We start from the raw sequence: 16,778 nt of genomic DNA on the forward strand, positions 1-16,778 counted from the left end.
GTGGCGTGACCCACGCTGCTCCCGTCTCCCCTGTCGACCGTGCCGGCCTGCGGCAGCGCGTCGACAAGGCGCTGACCGAGTTCCTGTCCGGCCGGCGCAGCTGGATGGCCGGCATCGACGAGGCACTGGCCCCGATCGCCGAGTCCATCGAGGGGTTCGTGCTCGGTGGCGGCAAGCGGCTGCGTCCGGCCTTCGCGTACTGGGGGTTCCGGGGTGCCGGCGGGGTGGACGCCGACCCGGTGGTGACCGCCCTGGCGGCACTGGAGTTCTTCCAGGCCAGCGCGCTGATCCACGACGACCTGATGGACCGGTCGGACACCCGGCGCGGTGAGCCTGCGGTGCACCGACGGTTCGCCACCCGACACCGGGCGTCCGGCTGGCACGGTGATCCGGACAGCTTCGGCGACGCGGCGGCGATCCTGCTCGGTGACCTCTGCCTGGTCTGGTCCGACGAGCTGCTGCACTCCGCCGGACTGGCCCCGCACACGGTGGCCCGGGCCCGACCGGTCTTCGACGAGATGCGCGGCGAGGTCACCGTCGGGCAGTACCTCGACGTCCTCACCCAGGCGACCGGTGAGGTCTCGCTGGAGCGGGCCGGCAAGGTGGCCCGGTACAAGTCGGCCAAGTACACCGTCGAGCGGCCGTTGCTGCTCGGCGCTGCGCTCGCCGACGCGTCGCCCGACGTGCGTACCGCCTACTCGGCGTACGGGTTGCCGCTCGGTGAGGCGTTCCAGCTCCGCGACGACGTGCTGGGGGTGTTCGGCGACCCGGCGCAGACCGGCAAGCCGGCCGGGGACGACCTGCGCGAGGGTAAGCGCACCTACCTGGTGGCGGCGGCGGTGGAGGTCGCCGACGAGGCCGGCCGGGACCTGCTGCTCAGCCGGCTCGGCGATCCGGAGCTGGACGAGGACGGGGTGGCCCGGCTCCGCGAGCTGATCAGCGCCACCGGCGCGTTGGCCCGCACCGAGCAGCGCATCGTCACCCTCACCGACACCGCCCTGGCCGCCCTGGCCGGCGTCGACCTCGACACCGAGGCCCGCCAGGCCCTGGTCGACCTGGCCATAGCCGCCACCCGCCGCGCCGACTAACCCGCACCCCCTCCCCCGCCTCCCCCGCCGCCCGCCCCTCCCCGCCCGCCCCTCCCCGCCCCGCCCGATCACGTTGATCAAGAGGTTTCGGTCACGAATGGGCCGTCAGATGACCCAAACCTCTTGATCAACTGACCCAAACCTCTTGATCAACGCGGGCGGGGGCAGGGGGGTGGGGGGTGGGGGTGGGGGTGGAAGGGGCGAGGGGTGGGGCGGGGGTCGGGCTAGAAGCCGAGGGCCTGGGCGCGGCGTTTCACCTCGCGGGCGTGGTCGCCGCCGAGGGTGACCGCGCCCGTGCCGCCGGAGAGGGTGTCGTCGGGCTCGTAGAGCCAGCGCAGGGCGGCCTCGTCGTCGTAGCCGGCGTCGGCGAGCAGGTTGAGCACGCCGGGCAGGTGCTTGAGCACCGTCTTGTTGGCCACCAGGTCGGCGGGGATCCGGCGGACGCCGTCGCGGCGGACGGCGATCAGCTCGCGGTCCCGGATCATCTGGTGGACCTTGCTGATCGACAGGTCGAGCCGCTCGGCGACGTCGGGGAGGGTGAGCCACTCGGCCGGGTCGCGGGGGCCGCCGAGGTCGCTGTCGGCAGGCTGGTCGGCGGGTACGGAATCGGTCACCGGACCACCCTGCCACGTCACCCGGCCACCCGTGCAGCGGCACCCCGTCGGGCCTGGGTGAGCGCGCCGGGACGGACCGGCGGGGACCCCGGCTGTAGCATCCTGTTCAACCTTCACCCTCAGGACACATAGACTCCCTGCCGATGGACATACAGGTCGCCGACACGTTGCTGGGCTCGCTGCTCGACGGGCGCTACCGCATTCGCGGCCGCGTGGCCCGTGGCGGCATGGCGACCGTGTACACCGCCACCGACGAGCGCCTGGAGCGTACCGTCGCGGTGAAGATCATCCACCCGTCCCAGGCCGCCGAGGCGCGGTCGCGGCTGGCGGGCTTTCCGGACCGGTTCACCGACGAGGCCAAGGCCATCGCCCGGCTGACCCACCCCAACGTGGTCGCCGTCTACGACCAGGGCACCCACCAGGGGCTGCCCTACCTGGTGATGGAGTACGTCCGGGGTCGCACCCTGCGTGAGGTGCTCGCCGAACGCCGCCGGCTGAACCCCGACGAGGCGCTTGCGATCATGGAGCAGATGCTCGCCGCGATCGCCGCCGCGCACCGGGCCGGACTGGTCCATCGTGATGTCAAGCCGGAGAACGTGCTGGTGGCCGAGGCGCCCACCGGCGGGGTCGCCAATCTGGTCGACAGCGTGGTCAAGGTCGCCGACTTCGGCCTGGCCCGCGCGGTGGAGGCCAGCGCCGAGGAGGGCGACGGCAACCAACTGATGGCGACCGTCGCGTACGTGGCGCCGGAGCTGGTCACCGACGGACGCGCCGATCCCCGTACCGACGTCTACTCGGCCGGCATCGTGCTGTTCGAGATGCTCACCGGCCGGGTGCCGTACGACGGGGACCGCCCGGTCGACGTGGCCTGGCAGCACGTCGACCGGGACGTCCCGGCCCCGTCGGTCCTGGTGCCGGGCCTGCCCCGGGTGCTCGACGAGTTGGTCGCCCGGGCGACCCGACGGGACCCGGGCGCGCGTCCGGCCGACGCGGGCGCCCTGCTGGCCGAGGTGCAGGTGGCCCGGGACGACCTGGGCAACCCGAACGCGCACACCGCCGTGCTGGGTCGGGTGGCCGAGGAGTTGCCGGCGGTGGCCCAGCCGACGATGGTGGTCGCGGCGGTCACCCCGGTCACCCGGCCGACCTGGGCGCGGCTGCCCGAGCCGGCCACCCCGCAGCGCCCGCACCGACGCCGGGCCGCCGAGAGCGCCGGCCTGGGGTCCCGCCTGGCGGAGCTGCGTACCCGGGTGATGGGCACCCCGCGCGGCCGGCTGTCGGTGGCGGCGGCCGTGGTGGTGGTCGGCCTGCTCGCCGCGATGGGCGGCTGGTGGGTGGGGGTGGGCCGGTACACGGTCGCGCCGCAGCTGGTGAACCTCAGCCGGGCCGACGCGCAGGCGCAGGCGGACCGGGCGGGTTTCCAGCTCGACTTCGCCGCGCCGCGCTACGACGAGAAGATCCCCCGCGACGGGGTGGTCGCCCAGGACCCGGGTTCGGCCGCCAAGATCCTCAAGGGTGGCACCATCACGGTGACCCTCTCCCTCGGCCCGGAGCGGTTCCCGCTGCCGGACGTCGTCGGCAAGGAGTTCGGCCTGGCCGAGGCCGACCTGACCGGCGCGAAGCTGGTGGTCGCCAAGGGCAGCCCCCGCTATGACGACAACCTGCCGGCCGGGGTGGTGGTGGACACCAACCCGAAGGTGGGCACCGAGGTCAAGCCGGGCACGAAGGTGACCGTCATCCTCAGCCGGGGCCGCGCCCCGATCACCGTGCCCGACCTGGTCGGCAAGAGCCTCAACGACGCCCGGTCCGCGTTGTCCCGGCTCGGGCTGGTGGTGGCCGAGACGACCTACAAGGAGTCCGACAAGCCCCGCGACGAGGTCCTCGGGCAGAGCCCGGCCGACGGTGCGGGCGTGGAGAAGGGCACCAAGGTCAAGCTGGAGGTCAGCAAGGGCCCGCCGCAGGTGACCGTCCCACGGGTCGTCGACCTGCCCTGCCAGCAGGCCAAGCAGCAGTTGGAGGGGGCCGGGTTCACGGTGAACGTCCAGTTCAACCCCAACGGCACCGTCCGGTTCCAGAACCCGGGCGAAAACTCGCAGGTGCCGCCGGGCACCCCGGTCACCCTGGGCTGCCTGTGAGCACCCGCCGGCCGGTCGGCTCGCACACCCCCACCTCGGGTGGGCTGGCCAGGGCCGCCCTGCCGTACGTGGACGCGGCCGGCTCCCAGGTGGTGCAGGTCTACGTCGCCAACTCGCGGGGCTGGGCGTTGCCGCCGGGCGACCCGGCTCAGGACGCACTGTTCGCCGAGGGTTGCGCCGCCCGGGGCGTGCCCGTCTACATCCACGCGTCGCTGCTGGTGAACCTCGGCTCGCCCACCCCGGCGACGGTGGAGAAGTCGACGCAGACGCTGGCGCACGCGCTGCGCCGGGGGCGGGCGATCGGCGCCCGGGGCGTGGTGTTCCACGCCGGTAGCGCGGTCGACGCCGGTTACGCCGAGACCGCCCTGCGGCAGGTACGCGAGTCGCTGCTGCCACTGCTCGACGAGATCACGGCCGGCGGCGGTCCGCTGCTGCTGGTGGAGCCGAGCGCCGGTGGCGGCCGGTCACTGGCCTCCCGGGTGGAGCACCTCGGCCCCTATCTGGACGCGGTCGACCGGCATCCGGGGCTGGGCGTCTGCTTCGACACCTGCCACGCCTGGGCGGCCGGGCACGACCTGGCCGTGCCGGGCGGCATGACGGCGACCCTGGACACCCTGGTCGCCACGGTAGGGGCGGACCGGCTGAAGCTGATCCACGCCAACGACTCCAAGGACCTGTGCGGCTCCACCCGGGACCGGCACGAGAACATCGGCAAGGGCAACATCGGCGAGCCCGCCTTCGCCGAGCTGATGACCCACCCGGCGACCGCCGGCGTCCCCGTCGTCGTGGAAACCCCCTCGGACAAACACGAGGGCCACGCCACCGACATAGCCACCCTCACCCGCCTCCAAACCCCCTGACCCCCACCCCCGCACGCCCTCCCACCCGCCGCCCCCGACTCGCCGCCCCCGACTCGGCGTCCCCGGCTCGCCGTCCCCGGTGATCAAGAGGTTCGCGTCAAGTTTGATCTCCAGGCTGACGCAAACCTCTTGATCAACGCCCGACGGCGCGGAGGGTGCGGAGGGTGGAAGGGTGCGGGCAGCGCCGGTGGGAGGTCAGGGGGTTAGGAGGTGGGGGAGGATCTTGGTGGCGTGGTCGATGGCGGCGTCGTCGAGGTCGAGGTGGGTGACCAGGCGGGCGGTACGGGGGCCGAGCACCGACAGCAGCACCCCCTCGGCGCGGGCGGCGGCGGCCAGGGCCCGCGCGTCGAGCCGGTGCCCGGTCAGGTCCAACGGGACGATGTTGGTGCGTACCGGACCGGCGAGCACCCCGCACGGGGCGAGCGCCTCGGCGAGCCGGGCGGCGCGGGCGTGGTCGTCGGCGAGCCGGTCGAGATGGTGGGCCAGGGCGTACCGGCCGGCGGCGGCGAGCACCCCGACCTGCCGCATCCCGCCCCCCATCCGCTTGCGCAGGAACCGGGCCCGGTCGATCCGCTCGGCGCTGCCCACGACCAGCGAGCCGACCGGTGCGCCGAGGCCCTTGGACAGGCAGACCGACAGGGTGTCGAAGAGTGCGCCGTACTCGTGCAGCGGCACCCCGTCGGCGACGTGCGCGTGCCAGATCCGGGCGCCGTCGCAGTGCAGGGCGAGACCGGCGGTGTCGGCGACCCGGCGCAGCTCCCGCAGGATCGCCAGCGGGATCACCCCACCACCACCCCGGTTGTGGGTCTGCTCCACGGCGATCGCCCGGGTCGGCACCGCGAAGTAGCCGTCCGGCCGGATCATCGCCGCCACCACGCCCGGGTCGAGGTCCGCGCCGACGGCCGGCCAGGTCCGGGTGGAGATCGCACCGTACGCCGCCGCCGCGCCGACCTCGTACGTGACCACGTGCGCGTCGGCGTCGCAGAGCAGTTCGTCACCCGGTGCGACGACCAGTTGCAGGGCGATCTGGTTGGCCATCGAGCCGGTCGGGGCGTAGAGCGCCGCCTCGTGCCCGAAGAGCGCGGCGACCTCGGCCTCCAACGCGTTGACCGTCGGGTCCTCGGCGTAGACGTCGTCGCCGACCTCGGCGGCGGCCATCGCTTCGCGCATTCCGGCGGTGGGCCGGGTCACCGTGTCGGAGCGCAGGTCCACCAGCGGGCCCGGGTCGCCGGGGCGGCCGGAACGCGCCGGGCCCGGCCCGCCCGTCGGGTCACCGGCGAGGTCGGCCGGATGGTCAGCCACGGAGCATCTCCGCGACCAGGAAGGCCAGCTCCAGCGACTGCTGGGTGTTAAGCCGGGGGTCGCAGGCGGTCTCGTACCGGCCGGGCAGGTCGAGGTCCTCGATGCCCTGGGCGCCGCCGAGGCACTCGGTGACGTCCTCACCGGTCAGCTCGACGTGGATGCCGCCGGGGTGGGTGTCCAGCCCCCGGTGCACCTCGAAGTAGCCGAGCACCTCGTCGACGATCCGGTCGAAGTGCCGGGTCTTGTAGCCGTTCGACGACTCGTGGGTGTTGCCGTGCATCGGGTCGCACTGCCACACCACCTTCGCCCCGGCGGCGGTGACCTTGGCGACGATCGGCGGCAGCGCGTCGCGGACCTTGTGGTTGCCCATCCGGCTGATCAGGGTGAGCCGGCCCGGGATGTTCTCCGGGTTGAGCTTCTCGCACAGCTCGATCGCCTCGTCCGGGGTGGTCGTCGGGCCGAGCTTCACCCCGATCGGGTTGGCGATGCGGGAGATGTAGTCGATGTGCGCGCCGTCGAGCTGCCGGGTCCGCTCGCCGACCCACAGGAAGTGCCCGGACAGCCCGTACGCCCGGCGGTCGGAGACCCGGGTGAGCGCCCGGTCGTACTCCAGGGCCAGCGCCTCGTGGGAGCAGTAGAGGGTGACGGTACGCAGCGCGTCGTCCTCGGTCATCCCGCAGGCCCGGATGAACGCGATGGCCCGGTCGATCTCCCGGGCGATCGCCTCGTAGCGCTCCCCCGCCGGGGAGTTCTTCACGAAGCCCTTGTTCCAGTCGTGCACCGCGTGCAGGTCGGCCAGTCCGCCGGCCAGGTAGGCGCGCAGCATGTTCATCGCGGCGGCCGAGTTCGCGTACGCCCGGATCATGCGCTGCGGGTCGGCGACCCGGGCGGCCGGATCGGCCTCCAGCGCGTTGATCATGTCGCCGCGGTAGGCGGGCAGGCCCCGGGCGTCGGTCGGCAGCGACCGGGGCTTGGTGTACTGGCCGGCGACCCGGGCCACCTTCACCACCGGCAGGGACGCGCCGTAGGTGAGCACGATCGCCATCTGGAGCAGGGTGCGGGCGTTGGCCAGCAGGTGGCTCTCGGTGTTGTCGGCGAAGGTCTCGGCGCAGTCACCGCCCTGGAGCAGGAACGCCTTGCCCTCGCAGACCAGGGCGAGCTTGCGCCGCAGCTGGTCGACCTCGTAGGGGGCGACCACCGAGGGCACGGTGTCGAGCACCTTGCACACCTCGGCGACCTGGGCCGGGTCGGACCACGGCGGGGTCTGCTGACGGGGCAGTTCGCGCCACCGGTCGAGGCCGAGCGCGGCGTCCTCGGCCGAGTCGACGGTGGGGCGGCTGGTCTGCAGCCCGGGGCTGCTCACGGCGGGGTAGCTCAGCTGATGCCACTCATGGCGCATGGGAGAAAGCGTACGGCGACGGTCCGGACGCCGCGCCCCCGAGGGGCGGGGTTCCGGAAGGTGGGAGTCAGGGGGTGACCGACGGTGCCGGGGTGTGCCCGCCGGGCTCCTCGCCCGCGATGCACCAGTCCGCGCCGTCGCGGGTGACGGTGAACAGCAGCGGCCGGGTGGTCTTCTTCGACCCCACCGACACGGTCACGGTGGTGCTGACCTCCTGGCCCCGGGAGCCGGCCCGGATGTCGGTGATCCTCGCGGCGGGCACCGTGAAGTGGTCGGCGAAGTCACCGTTCGGCCCGGTCGCGGCGGCGTCGAAGCCCGCCTGCATCGTCGCGCAGAGCTGGTTGCGGCCGGCGGCCGGGTCCTTGGCCGCCATCGCGTCGAGGTACGCCTGCACCCGCTCGCGGGCCTTGGCGGACGCCTCCTGGACGGGCACCCTGGTGGGCCCGCCGTCGGCCTCGTCGTCCCCCCCGAGACCGCAGCCGAGCAGGGCGAACGGCAGCAGGGCCAGCGGTACGACGCCGACGGTGCGGAACCTGCGGCCCATGCGTCCTCCCCGGGTGCGGATGTCGACCGGCCCCTGGGGCGGTTGTCGACCGGATGCCGAGCGGCGAGTCTGCCACACCGCACCCGTGCGGTGGCAACCCGTCACGGCCGCGCCGCCCGAGCCGGCCGGCGTTTCGTCCGACGGGACCGCCCGACGCCGGAAGCTGACCACCCTACCCGGCACGGGCCGACCCGGACGGGCGTCGGACGGGCCCCGGCCGCAGCCGGGCGGGGAGGGACCGGTGGCCGGTCCCTCCCCGCGCGGGTGGCGCGTCGGGCGCTCGGCTCAGCCGAGGCCGCCCTTGATGGCGCCGATCAGCTCACCGTTGCTCGTGTCGCCGGAGAGCTCCCAGAAGAACGCGCCGCCGAGGCCCTGGTTCTTCGCGTAGGTCATCTTGCCGCCGATGGTGGCCGGGGTGTCGTAGCTCCACCAGTTGCTGCCGCACTTGGCGTACGCGGTGCCGGCGATGGTGCCGGTGGCCGGGCAGGTGTTCTTCAGCACCTTGTAGTCCTCGATGCCCGCCTCGTAGGTGCCGGGGGCCGCGCCGGTGGCGGTGCCGCCCGGGGCGGCCTGGGTCACCCCGGTCCAGCCCCGACCGTAGAAGCCGACGCCGAGCAGGAGCTTGTTGGCCGGTACGCCCTTGGACTTGAGCTTCTGGATCGCCGCGTCGGAGTTGAAGCCCTGCTGCGGGATCCCGGTGTACGAGGTGAGCGGCGAGTGCGGGGCGGTGGGACCCTGGGCGTTGAACGCGCCGAAGTAGTCGTACGTCATCGGCATCAGCCAGTTGAGGTTGCCCACCGCACCGGCGTAGTCGGTGGCGTCGATCTTGCCGCCGTTGCTGCCGTCGGCCGTGATCGCGGCCGTGACCAGGGCCGACGAGCCGAACTTGGCCCGCAGCGCGGAGATCACGTTCTTGAACGCGTTCGGGCCGCTGCTGTCACAGCTCAGACCGCAGGCGTTGGGGTACTCCCAGTCGACGTCGATGCCGTCGAAGACGTCCGCCCAGCGCGGGTCCTCGACCAGGTTGTAGCAGCTGTCGGCGAACGCGGCCGGGTTCTGCGCGGCCTGGGTGAAGCCACCCGACCAGGTCCAGCCGCCGAAGGACCAGATCACCTTGAGGTGCGGGTACATCTTCTTGAGCTTGCGCAGCTGGTTGAAGCTGCCGCGCAGCGGCTGGTCCCAGGTGTCGGCGACGCCGTCGACGCTGTCCGCCGCCGTGTACGCCTTGTCGTAGTCGGCGTAGCTGTCCCCGATCGTGCACCGACCGCCGGTGGTGTTACCGAAGGCGTACAGGATGTGGGTGAGCTTGGCGGCGGAGCCGCTGGTGGCGATGTTCTTGACGTGGTAGTTGCGGCCGTAGACGCCCCATTCGGCGAAGTAGCCGACGACCTTCTTGTCCCCACTGGGCGGGGTGGTCGTGGGTGGCGGGGTCGTCGGGGGCGGGGTCGTCGGCGGGGCGGTGGTGGGCGGGGCCGTGGTGGGCGGCGGGGTCGTCGGCGGCTTCGTGGTGGGCGGGGTGCCGCCGCCGCACGACGCGCCGTTGATCGTGCAGTTCAGCGGCGCCTTGTACGGCCCGGTGCCGTTGTAGCCCCAGCTGAAGCTGGCCCCCGGGGCGAGCGGCCCGGCCCAGCTCTTCTTCACCGCCACGTAGTGGTTGCCGCTGCTGGTGACGTCGGCGTCCCAGAAGCTGCTGATGGTGGTGCCGGACGGCAGGTCGAACTCGATGCGCCAGGTGCTGACGCTGGCGCTGGAGCCGTTGGCCACGGTGACCCGCCCTTCGTGGCCGGTCCCCCAGTCCTGGGCCGAGGCGAATGTCGCGGTGACGCTTCCGGCGCCGAACGCCGAGGTCACCGGTACCGCCGCCACGGTCAGCGCCATGACGGCGCCGGCCCAGAGGGCGCGGCGGAGCGATCTCTTCATGAGGCGCCTCCTCAAACAGTTAGGAAACTTTCCAAATCGATGGGGAGACGCTACTCACACCGTCATCACTTCGTCAAGATGCGCATCCGTCGATTCGTCACCGGCCCGGGGCGACGGGACGAGCAGCGGACCCGCCGGCGGGACGAGCAGCGAAGCGGGCGGCGGGACGAGCAGCGAAGCGGGCGGCGGGACGAGCAGCGAAGCGGGCGGCGGCCCGGGCGCTAACCTCGCCACATGACCGTCTTCGACATCGAGATCGACGCCCTGGCCGGTGGCCCGGCCGACCTGGCCGGCTACCGGGGCCGGGCACTGCTGGTGGTGAACGTGGCCTCCCGCTGCGGCCTCACCCCGCAGTACGCCGCCCTCCAGGCGCTGGCCACCGAGTACGCCGACCGGGGCCTGGTGGTGCTCGGCGTACCGTGCAACCAGTTCGCCGGGCAGGAACCCGGCACGGCCGCCGAGATCGGCGAATTCTGCCAGGTCAACTATCGCGTCACCTTTCCGCTGACCGAGAAGGTCGACGTCAACGGCCCGGCCCGGCACCCCCTCTACGCGGCGCTGGTCGACACTCCCGACGCCGAGGGGCACGACGGCGACGTCCGGTGGAACTTCGAGAAGTTCCTGGTCGCCCCGGACGGCACCGTCGCCGCCCGGTTCGCGCCGACCGTCACGCCGGACTCGGCCGAGCTACGCGCCGCCATCGAGAAGGTTCTCCCCGCCTGAAGGCTCGCCCCTGCTTCCGGGTCGCACCGTCCGGGTCGGTCCCGTTCCGGGGCCGCCCACCGGTCCGACCCGGACGGTTCGGGCCGACCGCCGGCCGAGCCCCCGTCGGCCGGCTCACCCCTACCCGCCGGGCGCCGCCCACGACGCGGACCGCCCTGCCCCCACAAGGGTCTCCTCGCGCCCTTTCGAGCTGACGACACCAACGAGTCACCCCGCCCGGACAGGACGACACCCCACTCCCCCGCGTAGGAAGCCGGGCCGAGTCGACCGCGAACCCCGACCTACGCCGAGCAGCGCCGTCCGGACCCCGGTGGGGACACGCCACGTGATTTCCACCGGTCCCGACGACCCACCCCGGCCGGGAGTCCCGGGCCGGCCGGGGTGGACCAGCACACGCTGCGGGCGCGGTCTGCGTCGACGACACCCGTCCAGCCCCCGTCCAGACGCCGAGCGGCCGGACGGGGGCCGTCGGAGCCGGGCCGGACAGCGAGTCGTCAACGTCATCAGCTCGAAAGCGTCCGCGACGGCATCGGCAGGAGGGCAGACGCCCGGCACTCGACCGGACGGCCCGACCACGCCCGCAAGCCAACCCACCCACGCCCGCAAGCCGGCCGACCCGCACCCCGGAAGCCAGCCGGAACAGGGACACCTGCGGACCCGACCCGGCCGGACAGGATGCCGCAGACCCACCCGACGGCCGTGACCGCGCCGACCCGGGCGGGGCGACGCGGTCACGGTGGAGCCGGCGGGACGCGGTTCAGGTCAACCGGCGGCGGAGCGGAAGACCGGGTAGTAGCCGCCGGACTGCCCGGCCGCCGTCGGGTGGTACGAGACGCCGAGGTTGGCGAAGTTCAACGCGTGCAGCCACTTCTCGCCGTAGCTGCACAGCTGGTGACCGACGAAGATGGACCGTACGTCGGCGAACGTGAAGCCGGCCGAGGTGGCGGCGGTGCGGGTGATGTCGTCGATCAGGTTGATGCCTTCGTTGATCTTCGCGCGGGAGTTCGCGCTGAGCCCCACGCAGACGGTGCCGAGCTGGTAGAAGACCGGGTAGCCGACGACCACCACCCGGGCCGACGGCGCACGCGACCTGATCCCGTTGTAGACGGTGGCGAGCTTGGCGGGCAGTTCCGCGCGGGCCTTGTTCTCGGCGGCCTGCACGGCCGCGACACACTGGGTCTCCCCCTGGAGCACGCAGGTCGACATGATCGTGGTGAACCCGACGTCGTTGCCACCGATGGTGACGCTGACCAGGGTGGTGGTCGAGGTCAGCGCGGAGAGCTGGTTGTTGACCACGTCGGTGGTGGTCGCGCCGGAGCAGGCCACCGACTTGTACGAGGCCGGCTTGATGTTGGTGTTGTACAGCGCCGGGTACGCGTTGGTGCTGCGCTGACAGGAGCCGCTCTCGGAGGTGTAGCTGCCGGCGCCGACACCGGAGGCGTACGAGTCGCCGAGGGCCACGTACCGGTCGGTGGGGGCGGCCTGGACGGGCACCGCCGCGCCGAGGGTCACGCCGATGGACGCCGCGAGACTCACGGCGAGGGTCACGAGTCGGGATCTCCGCACGTCGCACTCCTGGGGGTTAGGAAGTGGTGGTGGGAGATAGATATCACTCAATCATGTGTTTACGGAAGATTATCGATGGGCAACAGGGGTTACTAGGGGTTCATCCGCACGTGACGTCGCCGTCGGACAGACGACCCGGCCGGGCCGACGTGGACGGTCGACATCCGGCGCACAACCCATCGGTCAGGTCGGGAATACCCACCCACGCCGGCCGGTTGGTCACCGGCATGACAACTGTGGGACTCATCGGCAGCGGCAACATCGGCAGCACCCTGGCCCGGCTGGCGGTCACCGCCGGACATGACGTGGTGCTCAGCAACTCACGCGGCCCGGAGACGCTCAAGGACCTGGTCGACGAGTTGGGCATACGGGCCCGGGCGGCCACCCCGGCCGAGGCGGCGGCAGCGGGCGACCTGGTGGTGGTCACCATCCCGCTGCGCGCCTACCGGGAGGTGCCGGCCGCGCCGCTCGCCGGCAAGACCGTCATCGACACCAACAACTACTACCCGGAGCGCGACGACAGCTTCCCGGAGCTGGACGACGAGTCGACCACCACCAGCGAGCTGCTCCAGCGGCACCTGCCGGAGTCGCAGGTGGTCAAGGCCTTCAACAACATCTACTTCAAGCACCTGCTCGCGCTGGCCCGCCCGGCGGGGGCCACCGACCGCACCTCGCTGCCGGTCGCCGGGGACGACGCCGCGGCCAAGGCCGAGGTCACCGCGTTCATCGACTCCGTCGGGTACGACACCGTCGACGTGGGGCCGCTCGCCGAGGGCTGGCGGTTCCAGCGGGACACCGCCGCGTACGGCGTCTTCTACACCGCCGACCCGGCGGCCGGCTACGAACAGCCGGGCCTGCCGACCGACGCGCAGCGGCTGCGCGACGCCCTGGCCGCCGCCCGCCGCTACGCCGACGTCTGACCGGTACCACCACCGCGCCGGCCGGGACGGCAGCCGCGAGGCCCGTCCCGGCCGGTGCGGCCGGCGGGCGGCCCCCCGTGTCAGCGAGGAGCCTGCCACTCGTCGGCCAGCACCGCCCACACCTCCATGTCCACCCGGCCCGCCGGCCCCCGAGCGACCTGACGCAGGGTGCCCTCGTGCCGCATGCCGAGCCGCCGGGCCACCGCGATGCTGCGGACGTTGCCGACGCTGGTCCGCCACTCGACCCGGTGGATGCCGCGTTCCCGGATCGCCCAGTCCACGATCCGGGTCGCCGCCCGGGTCACCAGGCCCCGACCCTCGGCGGCCGGCTCCAGCCAGCAGCCCGCCTCCGCCACCCCCGTCGCCGTGCTGAACGACACGAACAGCACCCCGCCGACCAGGACGCCGTCGAGCCAGATCCCCCAGATGCCCCCGGCGTCGTCGGCCCACTTGTCGGCCGACCGACGCAGCACCCGGCGGGCCGCCTCCAGGTCGGTGGCCACGAAGGACGTACCCACCCACGGGGCGATGTGTGCCCGGGCCCGGTCCAGGTGGGCCAGGAACTCCTCGGCCTGCCACGGTGCGAGCGGACGCAGCTCGGCGTCCCCGGTCAGCGGTAGTGCGAACATCCGTCAGTTCCTCCGGTGTGCGACCGGCAGGCTCAGCCGCAGCGTGGGCCCGGGAGTGGGGACGAAGCCCAGCGACCGGTAGAGCGGCTCGCCGTCGGTCGAGGCCCGCAGGTCGACCTTGCCGACCCCGCGCTGCCGGTACCAGTCCAGCAATGCCTCCAGGCAGGCCCGGGCGTAGCCGCGCCGACGGTGCACCGGCTCGGTGGCCACGTTGAAGACGTACCCGGTCAGGCCGTCGGGGTTGCCGGGGCCGCCGAGACGCTGCTCGATGGTCCCGGTCGCGCAGGCCGCCAGGACGCCGGGCCGGGCCGGGTCGTCGACGACGAAGACCGCCATCAGGTCGGCCGGCTCGGCCAGCCGTCGGTGCAGCACCTCCCGGGACGCCTGCTGCCAGGGCCCCGGCGCCGGGTCCAACTGGTCGATGTCGGCCAGCATCACCCCACGCAGGCGAACGATCTCACCAGCGTCGGCGACCACGGCCCGTCGAACGTTGATCACGAACGGACGGTACCGGATGCCCCGGGCGGACCGCCGACCCGAACCGCGCCGACCCGGGACCGCCCGACCGGAAACGACGGAACCGGCCCGGAACCGCGCCGACCGGAAAGTGCCGGAACACGACGTCCGGCCAACTTGCCATCGGGTCCCACTCACGGGACGCTGGGGGTCGGGACCGACACCACCTCGGAGGCGAGATGCCCCAGCTCCCCACCGTGCCGCGTCGGCTGCTCGCCGCCGCCGGCACGCTCCTGCTCGGCACCGCGCTGGCCACCATCGGCATCACGCCCGCCGGGGCGGCGGCCGGCGACGTCGGCTACGTCCGGCTCGCCCACCTCTCCCCCGACACCCCGGCCGTGGACGTCTACCTCTCCGCCCCCGGCAGCGCCGCACCGCAGGTCTTCCCCGCCGTCGGCTACGGCGTCGTCTCCCGCTACCTGCCCCTGGCCGTCGGCCGCTACGCGGTGGCGATGCGGCAGGCCGGCACCCCGGCCAGCGAACCCCCGGTGCTCACCACCGAGGTGGACCTCGGCGCGGGCGAGGCGTACACGGTGGCCGGGGTGGGCCGTTACGCCGACCTGGGCCTGCGGGTGCTCGCCGACGACCTCACCGCCCCGGCCCCCGGCCAGGCGAAGGTACGGGTCGTCCACGCCTCCGTACGCGCCCCGGTGGTCGACGTGACGGCCGACGACGGGCCGACCATCGCCGACGCCGTCCGGTTCGCCACCACCACCAACTACCGGCAGGTCGAGCCGGGTCGTTGGCGGCTGCGCCTCGGCGGCGGCAGCGGCCCGAGCACCGACGCCGAGGTGACCCTCACCGGTGGGCGGGTCTACTCGCTGCTGGTGCTCGACGGCAAGCGGGGCGGACTCACCACCGAGCTGCGCGAGGACGCCCGGGGCGGCGGGGTCGCCCCGGCCGGTGGCGTGCCGGCGGGAGCGGGAGGGCTGGCCGGGGACGGGCCCGGGGCGTACCCGATGGTGGCCGGCGGGGTGCTCGCGGGGGCCGTGGTGGTGGGGGCGACGGTGCTGGCGCGGCGACGGCGGCGACCGGTCTGGTGACTGGGCCCGGCTTCGCGATCCGCCGGCACCGCGCCCGCCGGACGCCGGCCGCCGCCCTGGTCGCGGCCGGGGCGGTGCTCTGTTTGGCCGCCGGCACCGGCGTCGGCCTGGCCACCGACACGCGCCTGACCAGCGACTCCGCCCGCCCGGCCGACCCGGCCGGCGCCTGGCAGCCCGGCTGCGCGGCCGGTTGCGCCACCAGCGCCGGCACCCCCCGCGCCACCCCGACACCGCCCACCCGGGTACGCGTGGCGCGGATCGGCGTCGACTCCCCACTCACCGCCCTCGGGCTTGACCGGGCCGGCATCCTGGTCCCCCCGGCGGACTTCACCCGGGCCGGCTGGTACGGCGGCGGCCCCGCGCCGGGCGACCCGGGACCGGCGGTGATCGCCGGGCACCTCGACTCGCGGCGCGGCCCGGCCGTCTTCGCCCGCCTCGGCGAACTGCGCCCCGGCGACCGGATCGAGGTGTGGCGGGGCGGACGACGGGTGCCGTTCCGGGTCACCGGCGCGCTGCGCACCCCGAAGGACGCCTTCCCCACCGCCACCGTGTACGGCCCGACGCCCGGCCCCGAGCTACGCCTGATCACCTGCGGCGGCGACTTCGACCGACGGGTCGGCCACTACCGGGACAACGTGGTGGTCTTCGCCGTCGCCGACGCACCGGCCGATCCCCTCCCCCGCTCCGCCGCCGACTGACTCACCCGGCCACCCGCCGAGCTGACCTGCCCCGGGTGTCGCGCGCGATCTTGGAGTTCTGGTGCCGATTTCACGGTGATACACCCCTTTTGCAACCCACCACAACTCCATGATCGACGCGGAGGGGTGGGGCGCGGGGGTGGGGAGGGGCGGAGGGTGGGGGTGGGGGGTTAGCGGATGGGGCGGCGGCCGGCGAAGCCGCACTCGACGCGGTGGAACCAGCGGACGTCGGGGTCACCCTCCAGCCAGCACCAGAGCACCGCCCGGCCCTCGTGTTCGCCGGGGAAGTCGAGCAGCACCGGGGCGATCCCCTTGACCTGGATGTCGTGCGAGTTCAGCTCCTCCAGCACGCCGTGCAGCCGGGCCTCCAGGGCCTTGACCTCGGCCCGGCCGCCCAGCGCCGACATCCCCGGGCCGGCCAGGTCGGCCCGCAGCTCGGCCAGGTCGGCCCGGATGCCGATCAGCTCGTCGATGCGGGGGTGCAGGGTGGCGACCAGGTACCGCGCCTGGGCGAGAGTGAACACGGGGCCAGTATGGGGCACCCGGGTGATCCGCACCGACCCGTCCGCCGGCTTCAGTCGGCCCGGAGGCGTCCGAACCGACCCGTCGACGTCCGAAGCGCTCGGCAGGCGTGCCGACATGCCGGAGCCGAGGTGGAAGGTCCAGTTGTCCCAGCCGCCGTTGGCGACCGGTTCGACCGGCAGTTCGGCCCAGTGCGGAAACTGGGTGGCGACGAGGCGGCGCACCTGCGCCACGTCGACGACGACCCGTTCGGGTGGCGGACCGAGATCCGGAATGCCGTCGGCCCCCGCCCCTGACACGGC

The 16,778-nt window shown here is 73.5% G+C and carries 16 protein-coding genes; 7 read left to right on the forward strand and 9 right to left on the reverse strand.

The genetic code is table 11. The features are described from left to right. The first annotated feature begins 5 nt into the window (after positions 1-5). Complete coding sequence (locus tag AB0C22_RS14700) at positions 6-1,088, forward strand: polyprenyl synthetase family protein (RefSeq protein ID WP_219463987.1); 1,083 nt, start codon at positions 6-8, stop codon at positions 1,086-1,088. 224 nt (positions 1,089-1,312) lie between these two features. Here the strand turns inward: AB0C22_RS14700 and AB0C22_RS14705 are convergent, their stop codons facing one another. Then, positions 1,313-1,702, reverse strand: a complete 390-nt coding sequence (locus AB0C22_RS14705) for an Rv2175c family DNA-binding protein (RefSeq protein ID WP_208568675.1) — start codon at positions 1,700-1,702, stop codon at positions 1,313-1,315. A gap of 143 nt (positions 1,703-1,845) precedes the next feature. On the opposite strand from AB0C22_RS14705, the gene AB0C22_RS14710 reads away from it, so the two are divergent. Further along, positions 1,846-3,834: a PASTA domain-containing protein gene (locus tag AB0C22_RS14710; RefSeq protein ID WP_357535329.1), complete on the forward strand. Its 1,989-nt coding sequence runs from the start codon at positions 1,846-1,848 to the stop codon at positions 3,832-3,834. Next, complete coding sequence (locus tag AB0C22_RS14715; RefSeq protein ID WP_219463991.1) at positions 3,831-4,694, forward strand: deoxyribonuclease IV; 864 nt, start codon at positions 3,831-3,833, stop codon at positions 4,692-4,694. Before AB0C22_RS14710 ends, AB0C22_RS14715 begins: the two co-directional genes overlap by 4 nt. A gap of 195 nt (positions 4,695-4,889) precedes the next feature. On the opposite strand, the gene AB0C22_RS14720 is transcribed toward AB0C22_RS14715, so the two are convergent. From AB0C22_RS14720 to AB0C22_RS14735, 4 genes are all read right to left on the reverse strand, one after another. Next, a complete protein-coding gene (locus tag AB0C22_RS14720) occupies positions 4,890-5,909 on the reverse strand; it encodes a GntG family PLP-dependent aldolase (RefSeq protein ID WP_219470231.1) in 1,020 nt (339 codons plus the stop codon). A 79-nt stretch (positions 5,910-5,988) separates the two neighbouring features. Beyond that, the gene (locus tag AB0C22_RS14725) at positions 5,989-7,395 is read right to left on the reverse strand and encodes a class II 3-deoxy-7-phosphoheptulonate synthase (protein ID WP_208568678.1); all 1,407 of its coding nucleotides are present in this window, start codon (positions 7,393-7,395) and stop codon (positions 5,989-5,991) included. A gap of 67 nt (positions 7,396-7,462) precedes the next feature. After that, positions 7,463-7,939: a hypothetical protein gene (locus AB0C22_RS14730; RefSeq protein ID WP_219463993.1), complete on the reverse strand. Its 477-nt coding sequence runs from the start codon at positions 7,937-7,939 to the stop codon at positions 7,463-7,465. Between the two features lie 285 nt (positions 7,940-8,224). Next, positions 8,225-9,859 carry a glycosyl hydrolase family 18 protein gene (locus AB0C22_RS14735; RefSeq protein WP_357535332.1) on the reverse strand — a complete coding sequence of 545 codons (1,635 nt, stop codon included), beginning with the start codon at positions 9,857-9,859 and terminating at the stop codon, positions 8,225-8,227. A gap of 234 nt (positions 9,860-10,093) precedes the next feature. On the opposite strand from AB0C22_RS14735, the gene AB0C22_RS14740 reads away from it, so the two are divergent. Further along, positions 10,094-10,582: a glutathione peroxidase gene (locus AB0C22_RS14740; RefSeq protein ID WP_357535334.1), complete on the forward strand. Its 489-nt coding sequence runs from the start codon at positions 10,094-10,096 to the stop codon at positions 10,580-10,582. A 762-nt stretch (positions 10,583-11,344) separates the two neighbouring features. Here AB0C22_RS14740 and AB0C22_RS14745 read toward each other — a convergent pair. Next, positions 11,345-12,148, reverse strand: a complete 804-nt coding sequence (locus AB0C22_RS14745) for an SGNH/GDSL hydrolase family protein (RefSeq protein ID WP_219463995.1) — start codon at positions 12,146-12,148, stop codon at positions 11,345-11,347. Between the two features lie 227 nt (positions 12,149-12,375). Between AB0C22_RS14745 and AB0C22_RS14750 the strand changes: the two genes are divergently transcribed. Next, on the forward strand, positions 12,376-13,068 hold the full coding sequence (locus AB0C22_RS14750) for an NADPH-dependent F420 reductase (protein ID WP_219463996.1): 693 nt from the start codon (positions 12,376-12,378) through the stop codon (positions 13,066-13,068). A gap of 80 nt (positions 13,069-13,148) precedes the next feature. Here the strand turns inward: AB0C22_RS14750 and AB0C22_RS14755 are convergent, their stop codons facing one another. Beyond that, positions 13,149-13,697, reverse strand: a complete 549-nt coding sequence (locus AB0C22_RS14755; RefSeq protein ID WP_219463997.1) for a GNAT family protein — start codon at positions 13,695-13,697, stop codon at positions 13,149-13,151. A 3-nt stretch (positions 13,698-13,700) separates the two neighbouring features. Beyond that, on the reverse strand, positions 13,701-14,195 hold the full coding sequence (locus AB0C22_RS14760; protein WP_308290859.1) for a GNAT family N-acetyltransferase: 495 nt from the start codon (positions 14,193-14,195) through the stop codon (positions 13,701-13,703). Positions 14,196-14,392: 197 nt separating this feature from the next. On the opposite strand from AB0C22_RS14760, the gene AB0C22_RS14765 reads away from it, so the two are divergent. Further along, positions 14,393-15,256: a DUF4397 domain-containing protein gene (locus AB0C22_RS14765; RefSeq protein ID WP_357535338.1), complete on the forward strand. Its 864-nt coding sequence runs from the start codon at positions 14,393-14,395 to the stop codon at positions 15,254-15,256. Next, positions 15,253-15,954, forward strand: coding sequence for a class F sortase (locus tag AB0C22_RS14770; RefSeq protein ID WP_357535340.1), 702 nt, complete (start codon positions 15,253-15,255; stop codon positions 15,952-15,954). The genes AB0C22_RS14765 and AB0C22_RS14770 overlap by 4 nt, the downstream gene beginning before the upstream one ends. Before the next feature lie 170 nt (positions 15,955-16,124). Here AB0C22_RS14770 and AB0C22_RS14775 read toward each other — a convergent pair whose 3' ends face one another. After that, positions 16,125-16,775, reverse strand: a complete 651-nt coding sequence (locus AB0C22_RS14775) for a DUF2203 family protein (RefSeq protein ID WP_308290860.1) — start codon at positions 16,773-16,775, stop codon at positions 16,125-16,127. Positions 16,776-16,778: the final 3 nt, after the last annotated feature.

This window comes from Micromonospora sp. NPDC048894, assembly GCF_040649765.1.
Lineage (GTDB): Bacteria > Actinomycetota > Actinomycetes > Mycobacteriales > Micromonosporaceae > Micromonospora > Micromonospora antibiotica.

Excerpts from the sequence above, each read along its gene's own strand:
- AB0C22_RS14725 (WP_208568678.1), bottom strand. The coding sequence starts at position 7,395 with ATGCGCCATGAGTGGCATCAGCTGAGCTACCCCGCCGTGAGCAGCCCC.
- AB0C22_RS14740 (WP_357535334.1), top strand. The coding sequence starts at position 10,094 with ATGACCGTCTTCGACATCGAGATCGACGCCCTGGCCGGTGGCCCGGCC.
- AB0C22_RS14735 (WP_357535332.1), bottom strand. The coding sequence starts at position 9,859 with ATGAAGAGATCGCTCCGCCGCGCCCTCTGGGCCGGCGCCGTCATGGCG.
- AB0C22_RS14755 (WP_219463997.1), bottom strand. The coding sequence starts at position 13,697 with ATGTTCGCACTACCGCTGACCGGGGACGCCGAGCTGCGTCCGCTCGCA.
- AB0C22_RS14730 (WP_219463993.1), bottom strand. The coding sequence starts at position 7,939 with ATGGGCCGCAGGTTCCGCACCGTCGGCGTCGTACCGCTGGCCCTGCTG.
- AB0C22_RS14765 (WP_357535338.1), top strand. The coding sequence starts at position 14,393 with ATGCCCCAGCTCCCCACCGTGCCGCGTCGGCTGCTCGCCGCCGCCGGC.
- AB0C22_RS14750 (WP_219463996.1), top strand. The coding sequence starts at position 12,376 with ATGACAACTGTGGGACTCATCGGCAGCGGCAACATCGGCAGCACCCTG.
- AB0C22_RS14710 (WP_357535329.1), top strand. The coding sequence starts at position 1,846 with ATGGACATACAGGTCGCCGACACGTTGCTGGGCTCGCTGCTCGACGGG.